We start from the raw sequence: 20,669 nt of genomic DNA on the forward strand, positions 1-20,669 counted from the left end.
CTTCATCCTCAAGGTAGACTGTACCTGTTGTCAAAATTTGAATTTGGAATTGCTGTTGCCGATTAACTCCACCAAGGCAGCAATCGCTTTTATGCGATTTGTCTGAGGCAGTGCTGTCTGTGCTTCCTGTAGGATTGGGTAGAGAAATTTTACCCAATCGTTTTGTTCAACTTTAAACTCACCAAAGTCCCATTTCACGATTTCCGCCACAATAGCATCTGCGCTGCTAGAATTTTTCCACTCATCAACCCCCGCAGCAGCGAGAAAATAAGCGCGAAACTCGTAAAATCCCCTTGTAACTCTATCAATAACTCTGAATTCTCCGCACCCATCATCAAATTCCACCAACGCCTGAATAAACTCTTCCTTCTTCTCCGTCTCCACATCCTCACGTCCCAACCACAGCAAAATCACCTCTTTCCACTGCGGGGCAAAAATGCGATAAACGTCTAGCGTGGGGTTGAGAAACTCGTGCCAATCATTGATCGCCAACGCTGCAAAATATTCCTCAAATGTGGTGTGGTAAAAAGCGTAAACTTTCTCTTTCGTTACTGATTCCGCAGCCACTCCAACTTCATTTAGCCATCCCAACTTTAACGCTAACCAAAATAAAGAATTTTGCTGTTTTGCATCACCTAATACGTCACGTACAAACTCCAGTCCTGAAACAAGCCAGCAGTTTGCAAGAAAAACAAAAAAAGAGCTTGTTACCCAGACATCGCCGTTCTGAGGATCAATAATATCACAAGCCCCTCTTTGCTCGGTGTACACACAAGTCAAATTACCCCCCTCAATCCCCCCTTGGAAAGCTAGCTACCGTGTATACACAAGTCAGCAGACCTCTCCCCAAACCCCTCTCCGACGCGGAGAGGGGCTTTGAATCTTACTCCCCTTCCCTCGCAGGGAAGGGGCTGGGGGTTAGGTCTGGGAGCGCTTTGAGCAAAATAAGTCACTTGTGTGTACACGGTAGCCTTGGAAAGGGGGGAAGCCGGAAAGAAATCTAGTTCCCTCCCCTTTACAAGGGGAGGGTTAGGGTGGGGTAAAACCTTTGTTAATCAGCTATTTCAGACTTGTGTACACCGTAGCCTTATTCTTGGGGTGGGCTTCTTCAAGTTTAATAAGTAATCAAGCGGATAAGTCCATTCGTTCAGAACACGAGCTTATTTGTTCAGAACACGAGCTTATTTGTCCAGAACACGAGCTTATTTGTCCAGAACACGAGCTTATTCGTTCAGAACACGAGCTTATTCGTTCAGAACACGAGCTTATTCTCGTGTAATTACTGAGCTAGTATTCCAATCTTATTACAAAAAACACCTTTTTCTGCAAGCTTTACTGAACCACTATACCGTTCCATTGAGACACTCTAGAAAGAGAAAGTTTAGTAAAAAGTCTGCATTGATGCCACGGCAAAAAAGAAGCTCTACCGTGCTAGAAAAAACCGAACAGAGAGTAATCGGATTTAAATCGATTAATTCTACCCTCGATTTTGGTGATTCGATCAGCTTAAACAATTTAACCCAGTTAACCGGGGAACTCCGCAACCAGATTGACCAGTATAATATGATGCTAACTGCCATTGACACAGCAAAGGAACAAATAGAAACCCTTGAAAAGACCATTCGGGAAACCTCAGAACGCTTGGTTAGTGGTGTGGTGTTGAAGTATGGCAAAGACAGTCGGGAATACGAGATGATAGGCGGGGTACGCAAGAGCGATCGCATTCGTAAAGCCAGCATTACGCGGATAAAATCCACCGCAGAGTCAAAAGCGGCTTCTACCCAGACGGCGTAATGAGCAACAAATAGGCATCATTCACGGTGAATGATGCCCATTGTTTTGCAGACGATTCAGTGTTGAATCAGCTTTAAACCACAAAAAACATCAAGATTCCTAACACTCCCAAGTTGAAGTGTCACTAGTGAGAATACTATTAAAAATAGGCATTCCATTAGTAGAAACTACCCTGAAAAATATAGTGTGAGGTTGGAGTAATGGAGGAGCAGCATCGGTACTTGCAAATCGCCCTTGTTGTTGTTGGGATTGCTTTTCTCCTGATCTATCCGTTGATGAATATCTGGCCATCGGGCTGGTCATGGCAACCAGGTCAACACGAATACGAACAGATGATCGTCGGCATTTATGGGACGCTCGGTGTATTTTTATTACGGGCTTCTCGAAAACCAGAAGCGCATCTCAGTTTAATCTGGTTCACCGTTTGGTCGAGTTTTGTTCACGCACTGATCATGACGGTACAGGCAGTGATTGACCCTGTGGAACATGGACACCTCGTTGGCGACATTCCAGCATTGATATTGGTGGCAATTGTCCTTGGTTTCCTAGCGTCACGCGAAGTAGTTTCAGTGCATGAATGAGCGCGGCATAACAAATCAATCGATAGCGGGCAGTCTCATAAAATTCGCGGCTACACAAACATAGACGCTTTGCGGCTTCCCGCAGGGTAGTCCGCAGAGGCAGACTAATTGAAAGAAAGTTAAGGGTTTGAAACCCACGAAGGTGGGTTTTGCCTGTGTAGGCGCGGTTTCTAACCGCCTATTTCACTTTTTTGTAAGGGTTCAAATCAACCCCTGGGGTCAATACTACTCGGTTAAGAATATTTGTAGGTTGGGTTGAATGAAGTGAAACCCAACAAAGCCTCAGAAATGTTGGGTTTCGTCCCTCAACCCAACCTACGAATTTTAAGCTTTTTCCACTTAACCGAGCAGTATTGCCCCAGGGGTTTCATTCCTCAATCAACTCAAAATCAACCCGTTCATAAATATCACGCAAGGTAATTTGAAAATCGATAGAATCTAAGACTAAAACTGCCTCTTCACCTTCATATTCTTTAAAAATCCATTGTGCTTCTGCTTGCTTAACAAATTGTTCCACAGCAAAACTATACTGGTCAATCATAATATATTCCTGAAAACCAGGAATTGAACGATAATATTTAAACTTATCTGTTTTATCATAATTTTTAGTTGAATTTGATAAGACTTCAACAATTAATAAGGGATTAGTAATAGTTGTTGTACCTGTTCCCTCATAAATAGGCTTACCTTTGATGACCATAACATCAGGATAAGTATTAATGCGATAACGAGGTATTGATAATTTAACATCGCCTATATATATGTTATAATTTTGTCCTTGTACTGTCAGGGGAAATTTTTTGTAAAAATTACCTGCAATGTTGTTGTGGTTAGTTGTTCCTCCTGTCATCGGTATAATTTCTCCGTCTCTGTATTCATTTTTATATTCAGCCTTCTCTTCTAATTCCAAATATTCTTCTGGCGTGTAGTAGCGCTTTTCTGTTTGTAAAACCATATTAATTAACTCACAAAATAGGGGAATGGTTCTGTTATCAATAGCGTAACGTACCCTATTGATAGGCAAAATAAATATTTTTGTTATAAAAAGATGGTTGCAGACAATGTAACAATAGCGATCGCAAGCAAATACTTTTAGCCATACCCACCAGTGAACGCCCCTACCAATATCTCTGCACAAACTCAGAATCGCAAAGCCGATCACATTCGGATCTGTTTAGAGGAAGATGTTCAGTCTCATCAAATCACCAATGGACTGGAACGTTATCGTTTCACCCATTCTTGCTTACCCGAAGTCAATCATGACGATATTGATATCAGTACAGCTTTCCTGGGGAAACACCTTGGCGCACCGTTGTTAATTTCTTCCATGACTGGAGGAACAGAACAAGCCGCAATTATTAATCAACGTTTAGCCCAAGTCGCGCAACATTACAAAATTGCAATGGGTGTCGGTTCCCAACGAGTGGCGGTAGAAAAACCCCAGGTGGCTGATACTTTTGCTGTCCGCAAGTATGCGCCCGATGTTCTGCTATTTGCGAATCTGGGGGCTGTGCAACTTAACTATAAGTACGGCTTAGATGAATGTCTGCGGGTAGTTGATATTCTAGAGGCTGATGCCCTGATTTTACACATTAACCCTTTACAAGAGTGCATTCAACCCAAAGGTGATACTAATTTTCGGGGTTTACTTGACAAAATATCTAAATTGTGCAGTAAATTGCCAGTGCCAGTGATTGCGAAAGAAGTAGGTAACGGCATTTCAGCAGCGATCGCACAAAAACTTCTCGCCTCTGGGGTAGCAGCAATTGATGTGGCTGGTGCAGGGGGTACTTCTTGGGCAAAAGTAGAAAGTGAACGGGCAGAAAATCCCTTACAACGTCGCTTAGGGAGGACTTTTGCCGATTGGGGTTTACCGACAGCAGAGTGCATTACAACAATTAGAGCGATCGCAAAAGATGTACCCTTAATTGCTTCAGGAGGTTTGCGTCATGGATTGGATGTTGCCACAGCGATCGCCTTGGGAGCAGATATAGCTGGTTTAGCAATGCCTTTTTTGCAAGCAGCAGCAACATCAGACACAGCAGTAGCGGAACTCGCTGAAGTATTAATCGCCGAACTCACCACAGTCTTATTCTGCACTGGCAACACCACCTTGTATCAGTTAAAGCACTCTGGCAGTTTACAGCGCATAGAATAAATTAATTAGGTCATTAGTCATTAGTCATTTGTCATTAGTCAATGCCCCATGCCCAATACTTTGACTTACCTCGGCTTCGCTCGGCACAAGTCGCTCAGTACAAGTGCCCAATTCCCAATTCCCAATAACTAATAACTAATGCGTAATTTTATCAAACAAACTTTTGCTAGTTTAGTTGGCACATTATTAGGACTAATTATTTTTGGTGGTCTAGGAAGCACTGGACTATTCTTGCTAATATTGGCTGCTAGCTCCTCTAAAGATACTGGGCCAAATGTGAAAGATAAGTCAGTGTTGGTTTTTGACTTGTCGATGAAAATTACTGATAGCGAACCTAGTTCTGACGAACTGTTTCAAAAAACACTATCAGGTGTAGATGACGATAGGATGGCACTCCGCAAAGTTGTGGAAACTTTGGAAAAAGCGCGACGCGATCCGCGAATTGTTGGAATCTACCTCGATTCAACTAGCGGCAGTCAAGCTGGTAACGTCGGCTATGCCTCCCTTAAAGAAATTCGGAAAGCGCTGGAGGAGTTTCGCGCTTCTGGGAAAAAGATTGTGGCTTATGGCAGTGATTGGAGTGAAAAGGAATATTACCTTAGTTCAGTGGCAGATTCCATTGTGCTTAATCCTTTGGGAATGATGGAAGTCAATGGTTTGAGTTCACAACCGATGTTCTTAGCGGGTGCATTACAGAAGTACGGCATTGGTGTGCAAGTTGTGCGGGTGGGTAAATTCAAAGGTGCTGTGGAACCGTTTATCCTCAAAAAATTGAGTCCAGAAAACCGCGAACAAACTCAGAAATTGTTAGATGATGTTTGGGGAGAGTGGCGCACTGCTGTAGGTGCAAGTCGAAAAATTGAACCTAACCAGTTGCAAGCGATCGCAGATAGTCAGGCGGTACTGGAAGCCACACAAGCTAAAACTAGCGGTTTAGTGGATCGAGTCGCATACCCTGATGAAGTGGTAACAGACCTCAAAAAGTTGACAAATAGCGATAAAGACGACAAAACATTCCGACAAATTAACCTAAATAGTTACGCAGAAGTTTCTGGCAAATCTTTAGGTGTAGAACGTAGCTCAAAAAATCAAATTGCCGTTGTTTATGCTGAGGGTGAAATTGTCGATGGTAAAGGTGATGATGGACAAGTAGGAGGCGATCGCTTTGCCAAAATCTTCAACAAACTCCGACAAGATAAGGATGTGAAGGCTGTTGTACTACGGATTAATAGTCCTGGTGGTAGCGCTACCGCAGCCGAAGTCATGCAGCGAGAAGTGAAATTAACCCGTGAAGCAAAACCGGTTGTAGTGTCAATGGGTGACGTAGCCGCCTCTGGGGGTTATTGGATTGCTAGCGACTCTAATCGCATTTTTGCTGAACCAAACACCATTACAGGCTCAATAGGTGTATTTGGGTTGCTATTTAATGGTGAAAAGCTGGCCAATGATAACGGCATCACCTGGGATTCGGTGAAAACTGGAACCTATGCTGATAGTCAAACAGTTTCGCGTCCAAAATCGCCCCAAGAGTTGGCACTTTATCAACGCAGTGTTAACCGTATTTATAATATGTTTCTAAATAAAGTTTCTCAAGGTCGGAAACTCCCAGAACAAAAAGTTGCAGAAATTGCCCAAGGACGGGTTTGGTCTGGTGTGGCGGCGAAAGAAATTGGTTTGGTGGATGAAATTGGTGGTTTGAATAGTGCGATCGCTTATGCTGTCAAAGAGGCAAAACTAGGAGAAGACTGGGAAGTGCAAGAATATCCTCGCACTAACAGTTTCGGAGAACGCTTTTTTGGGCGTGCAACTGAAGAGGCGCGGACTGCTTTAGGGATTAAGGCGACTCAACTCAAACCATCTAACCCCATCATCACTGAATTTCAGAAATTGCAACAGGAAATAGAGATTCTGCAAAAAATGAACGATCCACAGGGAGTTTATGCCCGTTTGCCTTTCAACTTGAAGATTGAGTAAGTAGGTCGGCGCAATAAAAGCTAACTGGCAAAGGCTGTCATTTGTCACTTGTACTGAGCGTAGTCGAAGTATTGGTCATTTGTCATTAGTAAGGGCTTTAAGCCTATTTACATTTTGTAACATATTTGGTTTTTTCGTGCTAACTTACTTAGATGCTTTTTTGGGCATTGCTGAATTCAGCTATGAAAATAATTTCGCATGATTTCAGAACTATTGTAGAGACGCAAAATTTTGCGTTTCTACTCTTCGCATCAGCCTAATAAGTTTTTAAGCGGACATGATATAGCGGTTCTCAATTCTCAATTGTATGGAATACAGACCTAACCCCCAGCCCCTTCCCTACTAGCGTTGGGGAGTAAAATTCAAAGCCTCTCTCCTTTTAGGAGAGAGGTTTGGAGAGAGGTCAAAGTGTATTGCATCCGAACGAGAAGCGCTATATTTCTGGGTTAAGTGATATCCAGTAAAGCAACCCCATCAAATATCTCAGAAATCTTACTGAACCATCAAGACAATAAATGTAACTAACATATACATAAATATTGTCAGGATGCTGAACATGTCAGATTTACCGCTTCAGTGCAAAAATTTGAAAGAGCAAGTTGAGTCGATATTACAACTTTTACAGCAAGAACCAACCCTACATTCTCAAGATATTACATCTGTACAAACTTCCCTAACTAAGGCGATTTCTCCCAAGTTTGAGATTGTGTTCGCAGGTGCATTTAGTGCTGGTAAATCAATGCTAATCAATGCACTATTAGAGAGAGAATTACTTTACAGTGCAGAAGGACACGCTACAGGTACAGAATGCAAAATCGAGTATGCAGAATTAGATAAAGAACGTGTTGTTTTAACGTTTTTAAGTGAAGTAGAAATTCGAGAACAAGCAGTTTTTTTATGTCAGCAACTAGGATTTAAGACAGTAACTAATATTAACCAAGCTGATGTAATTGACTTGCTACGTCAAGGTTGTGAAGCGATTATTCAGCAAGAGGGTGGTGAGAGTAAATCAGAACGTGCAAAACAGGCGAAGGCGCTAATGTTATTGCTAGAGGGATATATAGCAAACCGCGATCGCATATACACGGTTAATAATGCTACATACTCAATGGAGCAATTTAACTTCTCCAACCTCAAGGAAGCTGCGGGATATGCCCGTCGTGGTAGTAATAGCGCAGTATTGAAGCGAATAGAATATTACTGTAATCATCCTCTGCTAGAAGATGGAAATGTAATTATCGACACACCTGGTATAGATGCACCAGTAGAGAAAGATGCACAACTAACTTATGCCAAAATTCAACATCCTGATACTTCGGCGGTGGTATGTGTGCTAAAACCTGCTTCGGCGGGTGATATGACAAAAGAAGAAACAGAACTTTTGGAATTAATGCGGCAAAATGGAGGAGTACGCGATCGCGTTTTTTATGTCTTCAATCGCATTGATGAGACTTGGTACAATACCCAACTCCGACAACGATTAGACGATTTAATTAGTGGGCAATTTGCTAATTCAAACAAGGTTTATAAAACCAGTGGATTATTAGGATTTTACGGCAGTCAAATTAAACAGACAAGTCAACTAGATAGATTTGGTTTAGATTCTGTTTTTGTAGAGAGTATTAAAGGTTTAAATGGTAAAGAAGAAACACCACAATTTGTCTATGCATTTAACAACTACTGCGTAAATTCAGGAAAGCTATCTACCACTAAATTCCGTGTTTCTGTTAACGGCTTTGAAACCCCAAATCAAAATTATGTACGGATTTTGGGAGATTGGGGAAATGAGCTGATAGAAAAGCTAATTCAAGATAGTGGTACTGAGGAATTTCGCACAGCTATTACTCGCTATCTCACAGAAGAAAAACGTCCCCAATTATTTAAGAATCTTGCTGATGATTTGGAAGATATTTGTATTAAACTGAAAAAACATTATCAAAGTGTACAACGTAATTTAGATAGTCAACCCCAAGAAATTGAGAGTATGAAGGCGCAAGAGTTGCAACAGCTAAATCAGCAACTCCAGCAAATTGGTAGAGAATTTAGTGAGCATATTACAGAAGAAGTTAACCAAATAATTAATAATTCTTGCGATGCTTTTGAAACAGATTTTAGACAATTGCAATCGCGGATGATTCGCCGTCTAGATGAATTACTAGATAGTTTTTCTGTAGCTTCTGCTTATCAACGTGCAACAATGAGCCATCCTCGGAACGCTACAGCACCTTTAATTGCTATTTTAGTAGAGGCATTTTATTACTTAGCAAATCAGTTAGAAGATATTTTGGTTGTATCTTCTCAGCAAGTAATTGCAAATTATTTCCAACGATTGATTGAAAAGATTCGTAAGTCAGAATACTATCGCCAGTTATATCGTTTATTAGATAATGATGGCGGAATTGAACAAGAGATTAGAATCTTAGAAAAACTAGTTACTCAAGCACTTTTGAGTGCAGCTAGTGTAGAGTGCGATCGCTTCGTGCGAGAAAGTCCGAGATTTTATGATGAAGGCACTTTTTCTATATATCAATTTCGCCAAACTTTATCACAAACTTCTCAAGGTTACGACGCTGAAAGTATCGTGGAAGCAGAACCAGCAATTAGGCAATTATTGAAGTTAGATTTTGAACCAAAAGTTTCTCAAACTATTCGTAAATCTTTCCGTCAAACTATTAACCAAACGCTGAAAACTCAGTTGCTACCAATGGCAGAACAGCAAGCAGATGAGATTTTGCAGCAATACCCACAGGCACGGACTTATTTAGAAAAAACACTGCAACAAGAAGCTGAAGAAAAAATTGCGAATAATCGCCGATTATTGAGTATTGTTGAAGAAAATATTGCAACCTATAATTCAGCAGCTTCTAGTATCAATAGTTGTTTGCAGTCGATGAAATTATATGACCATTTTTTGCCTTTAATTGGTGATTTGTTTGAAACTGATGATAAGTTTACTAATAATGGATTTGTGATTTCAGATGTGGTACAAGAAGTTTAATTATACATATCACAATCCTATTTGATTTGTAAAATTCGCGGTGTCCAGATCCCCGACTTCTTGAAGAAGTCGGGGATCTAATTTTTAAATTCGCAACTCAATAGTTATGCTTATTAAACGCCGACAATTTCTTACAACCTGTGGACTAGCTACCTTATCCATCCAGATACCAGCATTTACTGCTGAAGGTAAACTACCCCCAAACACCATCCGCAAGCCACCCCGCCTGCAAGTAGGTGATACTGTAGGATTAATCGCCCCTGCGGGTATCGTTGATATCAAAGATATCGAAGCAGTGCAGCAATCATTTTCACAATTAGGGTTAAAAGTCAAGTTGGGGAAGCATATTTTAGATCGTTACGGCTATTTAGCGGGTAAAGATAGCGATCGCGCCCAGGATGTAAACTTGATGTTTAGCGATCGCACTATCAAAGCCATTATCGCCATGCGTGGGGGTTGGGGCTGTAATCGCATTTTACCCTTACTAAACTATTCCCTAATCCGCTCTCATCCGAAAATTATCATGGGTTACAGCGATATTACAACGCTGTTGTTGGCAATTAATGCCCGTAGTCAAATGATTACTTTTCATGGGCCAGTTGCCACATCTACTTGGAATCAATTTACAGTGGATTACTTCAAACGCATCCTCTTTAATGGTGAAGCAGTGATTATGGAAAATCTCAACCCTAGTGAAGTGCGGGTGGAGACAATAGCACCAGGAAAGGCGAGAGGTAAACTTGTTGGTGGAAACTTATCAGTGCTATCAGCGATGGTAGGTTCACCTTATCTACCTTCTTGGAACAAAAGCATCCTATTTGTGGAAGAAATTGGCGAAGATGTTTACCGGATAGATAGAATGCTGACACAGTTAAAAACTGCTGGCATACTTAATCAAATTGCTGGCTTTATCTTTGGGCAATGTACTAATTGTAAACTTGGAGATGAGCCATCATTTACATTAATCCAAGTATTGCAAGATCACATACTTCCTTTAGGTATTCCTGCTTGGTACGGTTCAATGATTGGTCATATTAAAGATAAATTTACCTTGCCAATCGGTTTAGAAGTGGAAATAGATGCTGAACTTGGGATAATACAAATGTTAGAGGCGGCTGTTAAATAATTTTGGATTTTGGATTTTGGATTTTGGATTTATTCCGCGTAGCTTGCTTATTATGGAGCGAGTATAAATTCGGGCAGAACTCTTGGGGGCACTGTGTTTCGACTCCGCTCAACATAAATTCGCGTTCAGACATTTTTAGATTTTGAATCTTCAATTCCATTATCTAAAATCTAAAATTCGCTGATTTTGATGTGAAAAAGCCACGAAAAACCTAACCCCCTAACCCCCTTCCCTACGAGGGAAGGGGGAAAATTTAAAGTCTCTCTCCTTTTAGGAGAGAGATTTAGAGAGAGGTTTTTCAGATACCTTAAAATTTTGATAGACAAGTATGCATTTCTCCTCGCTATGTTACGACTCACAGAAGTAAAGCTCCCGCTTGATCATCCTGAAGATGAGATCAAGACTGCCATCCTCAAAAAGCTGCAAATCACAGACGAAGAATTGATCGGTTATTCCATCTTCAAGCGTAGCTACGATGCCCGTAAGAAAGGAGAGATTACCCTTGTTTATATTCTGGATGTAGAAACAACTCAAGAAACTCATCTACTCAAGCGCCTGAAAAAAGATCCCCATTTGATGATCGCGCCAGACATGAGTTATCGCCCAGTGGCCCAAGCACCTAGCAATTTGACGATTCGCCCCATCGTGATTGGTACTGGGCCTTGTGGCTTATTTGCGGGTTTAATGTTGGCACAAATGGGTTTCCGTCCCATCATTTTAGAACGTGGGAAAAAAGTTCGCGATCGCACCGTTGATACTTTTGGCTTTTGGAAGAAAAAATCAGAGTTCAACCCAGAATCCAATGCCCAGTTTGGCGAAGGTGGTGCGGGTACATTCTCTGATGGCAAACTCTACAGTCAAGTTAAAGATCCTCAGCATTATGGGCGTAAGGTATTAACCGAACTCGTCAATGCCGGAGCCTCACCAGAAATTCTCTATATCAACAAACCGCATATCGGCACTTTCAAACTGGTGGGAATCGTCCAAAGTATGCGTGCCAAAATCGAATCCCTTGGCGGTGAAATTCGCTTTGAAAGTCGAGTGGAAGATATCAACATTGAAGATAGGCAAGTGCGAGGAGTCTCCCTCGCCAGTGGAGAATATATCGCCAGCAATCATATAGTTTTGGCAGTGGGACACAGCGCCCGCGATACCTTTCAAATGCTATACAATCGCGGAGTTTACATCGAACCTAAACCTTTTTCTATCGGCTTTCGCATTGAACATCCCCAGACTCTCATCGATAAATGTCGTTTCGGCGCTCAAGCTGGTCATAAACTTTTAGGTGCTGCCGATTATAAACTAGTTCATCACTGCCAAAATGGCCGTTCCGTTTATAGTTTCTGTATGTGTCCAGGTGGTTTGGTGGTTGCAGCCGCATCAGAACCAGGGCGACTTGTTACCAATGGTATGAGCCAATATTCTCGTAATGAGCGGAATGCCAACAGTGCGATCGTTGTGGGTATCACCCCCGAAGATTATCCGGGTAACGCCTTGGCGGGAATTGACTTCCAACGCCGCTTGGAAGAGCAAGCTTTTGAATTGGGCGGTGGAACTTATGAAGCTCCAGGGCAGTTAGTAGGAGACTTTCTCAACCATCGACCCTCTACAGCATTAGGCACGGTTAAACCATCTTATACACCTGGAGTACATTTAGGTGATTTGAGCCAGAGTTTACCAGATTATGCGATCGCCGCTATCCGTGAAGCCCTTCCCGCTTTTGACAAACAGATTAAAGGTTTTGCAATGGATGATGCCGTGTTGACTGGGGTGGAAACCCGCACATCATCACCGATTCGGATTAAACGCAAAGAGGATTATCAGAGTTTAAATACAGTCGGTCTTTATCCGGCTGGTGAAGGTGCGGGATACGCAGGGGGAATCCTCTCGGCTGGTATCGATGGGATTAAGGTTGCTGAGGCGGTGGCTTTAAGTATTTTGAGGAATTGCGACCGTCAAATCTGAAATACTTTGCATCCGATTTGGGGTTAAGAGCGAGCGGCTATACCTACGCTAAGTTGCGAAAAGTCCAAAATAAAAGTAGTTGAGAGCGATCGCTAAAAAAGGGGGACTTTGAGAGCTTTTTGCCCCCCAATTTATCGGGGGGTTGGGGGGATCAAAAGCTTATGGGGCAACTCTCAAAGACTTGTGTGTACACCGTAGCTTTTTAAGGGGGGTTAGGGGGGATCAATTAAGTGTCTAAAATCACAGCCAAATACTTTTCAAACAACCTCTTAGGTAAAGTTGCATAGCACCACAAAGTTAACTTAGGGGATAATCATAACCGATCACTCATGTTCTATTGCGATCGCTCTTGGGGTATCGCCAACAGTTGCCAGTTGCACTGTAAATGTGGAACCTTCATATAATTTACTTTTTACAGAAATAGCTCCCCCACAGCGCAGCAGCAATTGCTGTACTATTGTTAACCCCAAGCCAGCACCAGCATAATCTTCTGTAGCTGCTGTACGTACCCGATAAAATCGGTCAAAGATTTTGGAAATCTCGCTTTCGGCAATCCCAATACCTGTATCGCGGAATTCTAATTGGACATAATCGCCTTGAACACGGGTACGCACCCATACTTCACCCCCATTAGGGGTAAACTTAATGCTGTTGTGCAGCAGATTAATTACAATCTGCCTTAGCCCACCACTCACACACCAAATAGATGGGAGTTCAGTGGGTACGGTATAGGCTAGCATAATCCCTTTTTCTTGGGCTAAAGGTTGGTACGTACTGACTACTCCAGGTACAATATCTGAGAGCCGCACCGACTCCAAAACCATCCCGTCCAAATTACGTTCTAGTTGTACCAGTTCCAACAAACCTGTAATTAGAGAATTTTGCTGATCGCACTGGGTATTTAACATCTGTAAATAACGTTGTCGCTGCGGAGGTTTGAGATTAGGAGAATTCAATAACGAAAGTGCTGTTTTGATATGCGTCAGGGGTATACGCAGTTCCTGACAGAGATTTTTCAGATATTCATCTTGGAGTTGTTCTTTGTTGTGCAGTTCTTGATTTATCTGCTGCAACTTGGTAGTGCGGGCTGTGATGATTTGACGATTAATTTCATCCTGTCGCAGGAGTTGTTTTGTAAACAGTTGACTCATCGTTGACGCTTCCGGCATCGTTGGACAAATAAAATCAGCAGGTACAATTGGCGATGATTCTGGTGCAATCGCTTTTTGGATACCATCTAATACTTGCTGAATTACTCTCCCCTCAACAGTAGTTATAATCAGCAATGGCTGATTATTATTAGTATTTACCTTCCCCGATGCCTGATTTTTGCGTTTTTTAAGTGGTCGATGAGCCAAAATTAAACTGCAAAACTGGGGCGATAACACCATCAGAAAGTTTTCCCGTCGCAGTTGGCTATCTGGTGGCAGGTGAACGGTGAGATGATGAGTAGATGAGAAAGATGAGGGGGAAGGGTGCAGAGGAGAGAAATTTTCCCCCTGCTCCCTGCCCCCTGCTCCCCGCTCCCTGCCCCCTGCTTCCTCTTTTCCATTTTCGTCAATCTGGCAAGTATAGATGATACTAGACGCACCCACCGAGGATTGGTAACGCGCTAATTCTGATTGCCAAATTTTTTCTGGTGGTAGCTTCACCCATAAAGTGGCTGCAATTTGCTGCTCAATTAGTAAGTCAATTTGCGCTCTCACCAGTGATAGCAGAGTCGCAGGACTGAGGGACAATGGTTTTGGAGGCACTTGCACTCCCATAACCAGTTGATAAACAGACAGATCCTTAGCCAGAGAAACATTCATGAGTCAAGCACAAAAAGGATGAAGCAAGAAATAATTCTGTCTCGATTTTCACCTTTATGTGTGCATTTTTTACAAAATCCCCACGGAAAGAAATATTAACTATAAAAAAATCCACCTATAAGGGGCAGGGGAGCAGGGGGACAAGGAGGACAAGGGGGAATTATTAAAATTAAGTCTCTCCCTTGTCTCCCCCCTCTTCCTTGTCTCCCTTGTCTCTTTTCCATGCCCAATACTTCGGCTTACCTCGGCTTCGCTCGGCACAAGTCGCTCAGTACAAGTGCCCCATGCCCCATGCCCAAATTAAGCTTGTGTGTTAAGTCTTTGCTGTAAAGCGTCGCGTGCGTGTTCTCGGTCGTCAAAATGGATTTTTTCGGTGCCGAGAATTTGGTAGTCTTCGTGACCTTTACCAGCAAGCAAGACTCCATCACCTGGTTGTGCTTGTAAAATAGCAGTACGAATTGCAGTAGCCCGATCGCAAATTACCATTGGTTTTACTGTTTGGGCAATTCCTGCCAAAACGTCTTCTAAAATCCTTTCTGGGTTTTCTGTGCGGGGATTATCTGATGTCACCACTGCCACATCAGCTAATTCAGCAGCAATTTTACCCATTATTGGGCGCTTGGTGCGATCGCGATCGCCGCCACAACCAAATACGCAAATCACTTTACCAGGTATAAATGGACGTGCAGCTTTCAGCAAGTTTTCTAAGCTATCGGGTGTGTGGGCATAATCCACAATCACGCTAATATCTTGGTCAGAGCTAATCTGTACTCGTTCCATGCGTCCGGGAACTCCGGGAAAGTTAGGTATCACAGATGCCACTAACTGCAAATCTATCCCTAAGTGTAAAACTGCTCCTACGGCTGCTAGAAGATTTTCTAAATTATATTGTCCGACTAGTGGCGATCGAAAAGCTACGTCACCTTTGGGTGTATGTAATGTACCACTGACACCATTCGGCTCGTAACTTAAATCACTCATCCATAAATCAGCGCTGTTGTCGTTGACACTATAACTCCAAACCCGTTCGGAATTTAATGAGGCAATTAACCGCTTTCCGTAGGAATCATCAGCATTAATTATTGCCCGTCCCTTGAGATAATCAGGGCTAAACAACAACGCTTTGGCAGCAAAGTAATCTTCCATGTCGCGGTGATAGTCGAGATGGTCTTGAGTCAGATTACTAAATACTGCCACCTCAAATTCACAACCCAGCACTCTCCCTTGGGCTAAAGCGTGAGAACTTACTTCCATCACCCCGAACTCACTACCAGCATTTACCGCCTCTGCTAGCTGCTGTTGCAGTTCCACTGCAAAGGGTGTGGTGTGGGCAGCAGTTTGCTCAAAACCTGCCCAACGAGTGTAGAGAGTTCCCATCAAAGCTGTGGCGAGATTAGCTTGGATCAGGAGAAATTCAATGATATGGGTAGTGGTAGTTTTGCCATTTGTACCAGTCACGCCTACCAGCTTGAGTTTGCGTCCTGGATAACCGTAAAAAGCACTAGCTATTTGGGCACAAGCTTGAGTTATGTTACTTGCACTAATGACCACAGCCTCATTTGTGGGAGGATTTTTTTGTGCAGCTTCGGGAGAAACGATCGCAGCTACAGCCCCCGATGCGATCGCACTTTGCCAAAATTCCCCACCATCAACCCGCGTTCCTGGCATCCCAATAAACAAATCTCCCACACTACAAGCATGAGAATTGGTCTTCAAACCCCTAACTTCTACATCCTCTAAAGTCGGATGGCTAGGCAATTGCTCAACACTATCTACCGCCGTTAGTAATTCCCGCAATTTCATCTTGTGAACCTCGCCACATTCTTAATCTTGCGCTTATTCTGCATTATTTTTTTCTAATTGGCTAAATACTTACGCAACATTTGCTCTAACTGCTGCACACTAGCACGAGGAGAAGGACGCGGCAATGGTGCTTCTATAATTTCTTCCTCCGCGCCCTTGGCGACTTGGCGGTTCGATAAATAAAGTACCGGCACTTCATACTGATACGCAGCTAACCAATCTTCACGAGTCGTAATATCCCTAACTTCCAACTCCAAACTGAGATTTTGGATTTGTTCTAGCTTTTCTTGCAAGCCTTCACATAAATGACAGCCGGGTTTACTGTATAAGATTAATTGCATTTGAGTTGCGATGAGAAGTTATAAGTTTAAGATAACGAACCGCCAAGACGCCAAGGACGCAGAGGGGGAGAGATGGAAGGTATGAGTTTTAATGTGGGTGAGTATGTCGATCAAATGGCGTTGTTGTTGGATTTGCAGATAAGAGATGAGGATCGAGATGGGGTGGTGGCAAATTTTGAGAGAATTAGGGCGATCGCTAATCTTGTAAATTCTTTCCCTTTAGCGGAGGATATTGAAGTTGCACCAGTTTTTGAACCATGAATGATGCTGTATCAATAGCTGCTGCTGTGCGTGAAGGCAAAGTTAGCGCGGTGGAAGTTACTCAGGCGGCTTTGGCACGAATCGCTGTGCGGGATCATCAACTCAATTGTTTTACGGCTGTGACTGCTGAAACAGCTTTAAGGGATGCAGTCTGCATTGATAGGGAAATTGCCCAAGGCAATAATCTTGGAATGCTTGCTGGTGTGCCTTTTGCGGTGAAAAATCTCTTTGATATTGCTGGTTTAACGACTCTGGCGGGGTCGAAAATTAATGCAGAAAACCCAGCCGCTAGCCAAGATGCAACCGCAGTGGCGAAGCTGAAAAAAGCGGGTGCGGTGCTGGTTGGCGCTTTGAATATGGATGAGTACGCTTATGGATTTGTCACGGAAAACTCCCATTACGGCGCTACTCACAACCCCCATGATTTACAGCGAGTTGCTGGTGGTTCATCGGGTGGTTCGGCGGCGGCTGTTGCTGCTGGGTTAGTACCGCTAACGCTGGGTTCTGATACTAATGGTTCAATTCGCGTTCCGGCGGCGTTATGTGGGGTTTTTGGTTTGAAGCCAACCTATGGAAGGTTATCTCGTGCTGGGGTAGCTTTATTTTCTAGCAGTTTTGACCATATTGGCCCTTTTGCGCATTCGGTGCAAGATATTGCTACGGTGTTTGATGTGCTTCAAGGAGAAGACGATCGCGATCCAATTTGTACAAAGCGTCCGCCTGAATTATGTTTACCACAACTCAAACAAGATATTTCTAGTATAAGAATTGCCATTGCAGCTGATTATTTTACCAAAGGTGCAGAACCGGAAGCTTTAGCAGCAGTGCAAAAGGTAGCTGATGCTTTGAATGTCACTCAATACGTAACTATACCAGAAGCACACCGCGCCCGTGCAGCAGCTTTTGTGATTACAGCTAGCGAGGGTGCAAATCTGCATTTGGATAAATTGCGATCGCACCCTCAAGATTTTGATCCAGCAACACGCGATCGCTTTTTGGCTGGGGCGTTAATTCCTAGTAGCTGGTATCTGCAAGCACAACGGTTTAGAAAATGGTATAGCGATCGCGTTCGAGAAGTATTTCAAAATGTGGATATAATTATTGCCCCAACTACACCAATTTCTGCACCGCTAATCTGTCAACAAACTATGATTTTGGATGGGGAAGAAATTCTTGTTCGTCCTCATTTAGGGCTATTTACTCAACCATTCTCTTTTATCGGCTTACCCGTTTTATCTGTACCAATTCAGCGCCAAAATGCTTTACCTTTAGGCGTGCAATTGATAGCAGCACCATATAATGAAGCTTTAATTTTAAGGGTTGCGGCTGCGTTAGAAACAGAGGGTGTAGTTGCAGCAATAATAGTGTAATTATAGCAGAGTTGGTGATATTTATTAATAGATATAATCAAGCGATCGCTCCCAAGTTTCAATCCCTAATAGGGATTTTAGTTAATTGCGATTCCTAGCCTACCGCGTCCTAGCCTACCGCCCCTGCCGTTTCAATCCCTAATAGGGATTTTAGTTAATTGCGATTTGCTTGTTCTTTAAATTCATTGCTATTGCTGCCTTTGTTTCAATCCCTAATAGGGATTTTAGTTAATTGCGATTAGAAAATGCTGCTATTTTAGGCACTGTTGCTAAGTTTCAATCCCTAATAGGGATTTTAGTTAATTGCGATTTCAAATAAAATTACCAAATAAAGAAGATTTAAAGTTTCAATCCCTAATAGGGATTTTAGTTAATTGCGATGAGCCTAATTCACTCTAAAGGCAATGCCACAGGTTTCAATCCCTAATAGGGATTTTAGTTAATTGCGATTTCACACCCTCTTCTTGCCAAAAAAGATTCGTTCCGTTTCAATCCCTAATAGGGATTTTAGTTAATTGCGATTCCAGCACAATATCACCAGTCAGGTTAGTTTTATGTTTCAATCCCTAATAGGGATTTTAGTTAATTGCGATGTACAACCCCCCTTGTTATACTTTGGGGGGGTTGAGTTTCAATCCCTAATAGGGATTTTAGTTAATTGCGATAATATTGATATCAAAGTTAAAAACTAATTGCTTTTGTTTCAATCCCTAATAGGGATTTTAGTTAATTGCGATTACCGGGTGCGATCGCTAAAGGAATGAATGAGTCTGTTTCAATCCCTAATAGGGATTTTAGTTAATTGCGATAGTCAGCGCGCAGAAGAGGGGGTTTCCCCCATGAGCGTTTCAATCCCTAATAGGGATTTTAGTTAATTGCGATATTAGGAGAAGTGAGCGCCACTGCTGCAATGAAGGGTTTCAATCCCTAATAGGGATTTTAGTTAATTGCGATCGCTAATGCTGGAGTTAGGCATACCAGAGTTTGTTTCAATCCCTAATAGGGATTTTAGTTAATTGCGATTTTTTGGTGCAGCTCCCCGCACATACCGAGTTTACGTTTCAATCCCTAATAGGGATTTTAGTTAATTGCGATGATAGGATTTCCGTCTGCTGCTTCGGGTATAAGATTTGTTTCAATCCCTAATAGGGATTTTAGTTAATTGCGATCGCAGGCATCTGAAAGCCTTTTGTTATTTGGTTTTCAAGGTTCAATAGCGCGAATAGAGAAATCATAACATGAGGAGTGGCAATTGTGCCAGATGAAAATAGCTGAAAGTCAGTCCACATAAGGTGCGCGGATGTTTTCAAGATTCTACAGGCTTCAATTCCTTGCATACAGGGGAATTCAGCCATTTTTGTAGTCACCTCTTCACCAACACCTACCCATTCGCGCACTTGGCAAAAAAACTAGTTTGATTGCAAAGCGGTTCACAATCTATGAGCTTACTACAGACTTTCTTTTATTTATAGCGAAAACAATTGCCACCTCTCAAACCTCTGCATTTCACTTTTAACCCTCAATTTGTTATAAAACTTAAAATTTTTCCTTAGCAGCTAACATCTGTAAAATCTTTTCTACATGATCCAACTCTCCAACGATTCGCCGAATTGGGTGAGGCCAAACCTTGACAAGGGTAGGAGTTGCAGAAACCTGATTGAGTTCTGCTTGTTCTGGATGAGTTAAAACATCAATCACCTTCAGAGTATAAGGATGTCCTAGCGATCGCTCCAACAATTCGTGTAAATTTTGCAGAATGCGTTCGGTTGTACTGCTATGTCCGGCAACAAACAGCCGGAGAACATAGCCTTGTGTGATTACTTCCTTTTTTTGTACTATTACCGGTTGGTGGTATTTTGGCACAGGTTCAGAAAGGTCTAGACGAACAATTAAATCGTGATCTTCCCAAAGCTGCGGGAATGAGGAACGATAAGTTGTTAATACCATGCCGCACAATCCCTCTTGCCAAGGAGCCGCTTGCCATACTAACTCCCCTGTACCAAAAATGGCATTAAGCAAAGCTTGATGTCTAATTACAGCCGGATAAGCTTCAGCAAAAGTTCGCACTTGTTGAGTGCGCGGATCTAACCAGTGGTCAATAGTCGCAGTATAACAAGGCACTAAAAAGTGCGGTGGCTCTGGTAAATCTAGAATTTCTTGCAAAGCCGAACACAAATGCAAGTGCCATCGACCTTGTTTGCTAGGGTCGATGCAGTAAATTAAATCTCCTCCAGGTGTAAATAGGGCAATACCTTTAAACAACTGGGGTGTAGATAGTTTGTTTGTCGTCAAGTTATTCACAAAGGCTAGGAAGCTAAAAGTAAAAAATTCTCTCTTTTACCTTTTACCTTAGCTATAACCGCAACCAGGATGACAAAGATATTTGGGAGTGGGGATGAGGGAGCAGGGGGAGCAGGGGGAGCAGGGGGAGCGGGGGGAGCAGGGGGACAAGGAGGACAAGGGGGAATTATTAAAATTAAGTCTCTC

At 42.6% G+C, this 20,669-nt stretch carries 16 protein-coding genes and 1 CRISPR repeat array; of the genes, 9 read left to right on the plus strand and 7 right to left on the minus strand.

All coding sequences use genetic code 11. The features are described from left to right. Positions 1 to 30: 30 nt before the first annotated feature. Positions 31 to 771, minus strand: a complete 741-nt coding sequence (locus tag HWQ36_RS21030; protein WP_292706106.1) for a hypothetical protein — start codon at positions 769 to 771, stop codon at positions 31 to 33. Between the two features lie 630 nt (positions 772 to 1,401). Between HWQ36_RS21030 and HWQ36_RS21035 the strand changes: the two genes are divergently transcribed. Next, complete coding sequence (locus tag HWQ36_RS21035) at positions 1,402 to 1,794, plus strand: hypothetical protein (RefSeq protein WP_292706109.1); 393 nt, start codon at positions 1,402 to 1,404, stop codon at positions 1,792 to 1,794. 99 nt (positions 1,795 to 1,893) lie between these two features. Here HWQ36_RS21035 and HWQ36_RS21040 read toward each other — a convergent pair whose 3' ends face one another. Further along, positions 1,894 to 2,097 carry a hypothetical protein gene (locus HWQ36_RS21040; RefSeq protein WP_292706112.1) on the minus strand — a complete coding sequence of 68 codons (204 nt, stop codon included), beginning with the start codon at positions 2,095 to 2,097 and terminating at the stop codon, positions 1,894 to 1,896. On the opposite strand from HWQ36_RS21040, the gene HWQ36_RS21045 reads away from it, so the two are divergent. After that, entirely contained in the window at positions 2,067 to 2,375 is a 309-nt protein-coding gene (locus HWQ36_RS21045; RefSeq protein ID WP_366829412.1) for a DUF6632 domain-containing protein, read from the plus strand. The two genes, HWQ36_RS21040 and HWQ36_RS21045, sit on opposite strands and share 31 nt — an antisense overlap. A 367-nt stretch (positions 2,376 to 2,742) precedes the next feature. Here the strand turns inward: HWQ36_RS21045 and HWQ36_RS21050 are convergent, their stop codons facing one another. Beyond that, a complete protein-coding gene (locus HWQ36_RS21050) occupies positions 2,743 to 3,330 on the minus strand; it encodes a Uma2 family endonuclease (RefSeq protein ID WP_292706117.1) in 588 nt (195 codons plus the stop codon). Positions 3,331 to 3,483: 153 nt separating this feature from the next. Between HWQ36_RS21050 and fni the strand changes: the two genes are divergently transcribed. The 5 genes from fni to HWQ36_RS21075 all read left to right on the plus strand — a co-directional run bounded on the left by fni (position 3,484) and on the right by HWQ36_RS21075 (position 12,596). Beyond that, positions 3,484 to 4,533, plus strand: a complete 1,050-nt coding sequence (gene fni, locus HWQ36_RS21055; protein ID WP_292706120.1) for a type 2 isopentenyl-diphosphate Delta-isomerase — start codon at positions 3,484 to 3,486, stop codon at positions 4,531 to 4,533. A gap of 138 nt (positions 4,534 to 4,671) precedes the next feature. Beyond that, positions 4,672 to 6,507 (plus strand): signal peptide peptidase SppA, encoded by a 1,836-nt coding sequence (gene sppA / locus HWQ36_RS21060; protein WP_292706123.1) that lies wholly within the window; start codon positions 4,672 to 4,674, stop codon positions 6,505 to 6,507. A 556-nt stretch (positions 6,508 to 7,063) separates the two neighbouring features. Further along, the gene (locus HWQ36_RS21065; RefSeq protein ID WP_292706126.1) at positions 7,064 to 9,505 is read left to right on the plus strand and encodes a dynamin-like GTPase family protein; all 2,442 of its coding nucleotides are present in this window, start codon (positions 7,064 to 7,066) and stop codon (positions 9,503 to 9,505) included. A gap of 106 nt (positions 9,506 to 9,611) precedes the next feature. Next, positions 9,612 to 10,631 (plus strand): LD-carboxypeptidase, encoded by a 1,020-nt coding sequence (locus HWQ36_RS21070; RefSeq protein WP_292706129.1) that lies wholly within the window; start codon positions 9,612 to 9,614, stop codon positions 10,629 to 10,631. Positions 10,632 to 10,976: 345 nt separating this feature from the next. After that, entirely contained in the window at positions 10,977 to 12,596 is a 1,620-nt protein-coding gene (locus HWQ36_RS21075; RefSeq protein WP_292706132.1) for an NAD(P)/FAD-dependent oxidoreductase, read from the plus strand. A gap of 323 nt (positions 12,597 to 12,919) precedes the next feature. On the opposite strand, the gene HWQ36_RS21080 is transcribed toward HWQ36_RS21075, so the two are convergent. From HWQ36_RS21080 to HWQ36_RS21090, 3 genes are all read right to left on the minus strand, one after another. Then, on the minus strand, positions 12,920 to 14,407 hold the full coding sequence (locus HWQ36_RS21080; protein WP_292706135.1) for a DICT sensory domain-containing protein: 1,488 nt from the start codon (positions 14,405 to 14,407) through the stop codon (positions 12,920 to 12,922). 300 nt (positions 14,408 to 14,707) lie between these two features. Next, positions 14,708 to 16,210, minus strand: a complete 1,503-nt coding sequence (locus HWQ36_RS21085) for a UDP-N-acetylmuramoyl-L-alanyl-D-glutamate--2,6-diaminopimelate ligase (protein WP_292706138.1) — start codon at positions 16,208 to 16,210, stop codon at positions 14,708 to 14,710. 53 nt (positions 16,211 to 16,263) lie between these two features. After that, entirely contained in the window at positions 16,264 to 16,551 is a 288-nt protein-coding gene (locus HWQ36_RS21090) for a glutaredoxin family protein (protein WP_292706141.1), read from the minus strand. Positions 16,552 to 16,623: 72 nt separating this feature from the next. Here HWQ36_RS21090 and HWQ36_RS21095 point away from each other — a divergent pair, with 72 nt between their 5' ends. Together HWQ36_RS21095 and HWQ36_RS21100 are read left to right on the plus strand one after the other, a co-directional pair. Further along, positions 16,624 to 16,812 (plus strand): DUF4089 domain-containing protein, encoded by a 189-nt coding sequence (locus HWQ36_RS21095; protein ID WP_292706144.1) that lies wholly within the window; start codon positions 16,624 to 16,626, stop codon positions 16,810 to 16,812. Continuing rightward, on the plus strand, positions 16,809 to 18,182 hold the full coding sequence (locus HWQ36_RS21100; protein WP_292706147.1) for an AtzE family amidohydrolase: 1,374 nt from the start codon (positions 16,809 to 16,811) through the stop codon (positions 18,180 to 18,182). Before HWQ36_RS21095 ends, HWQ36_RS21100 begins: the two co-directional genes overlap by 4 nt. Before the next feature lie 55 nt (positions 18,183 to 18,237). After that, a CRISPR array of direct repeats spans positions 18,238 to 19,351; the repeat unit is 37 nt; unit sequence GTTTCAATCCCTAATAGGGATTTTAGTTAATTGCGAT. A gap of 367 nt (positions 19,352 to 19,718) precedes the next feature. Here HWQ36_RS21100 and HWQ36_RS21105 read toward each other — a convergent pair. Further along, positions 19,719 to 20,483: a circadian clock KaiB family protein gene (locus tag HWQ36_RS21105; RefSeq protein WP_292706149.1), complete on the minus strand. Its 765-nt coding sequence runs from the start codon at positions 20,481 to 20,483 to the stop codon at positions 19,719 to 19,721. Between the last annotated feature and the right edge of the window lie 186 nt (positions 20,484 to 20,669).

Origin of the sequence: Nostoc sp. NMS2 (assembly GCF_017115105.1) — a bacterium.
Classification (GTDB): Bacteria; Cyanobacteriota; Cyanobacteriia; order Cyanobacteriales; family Nostocaceae; genus Nostoc.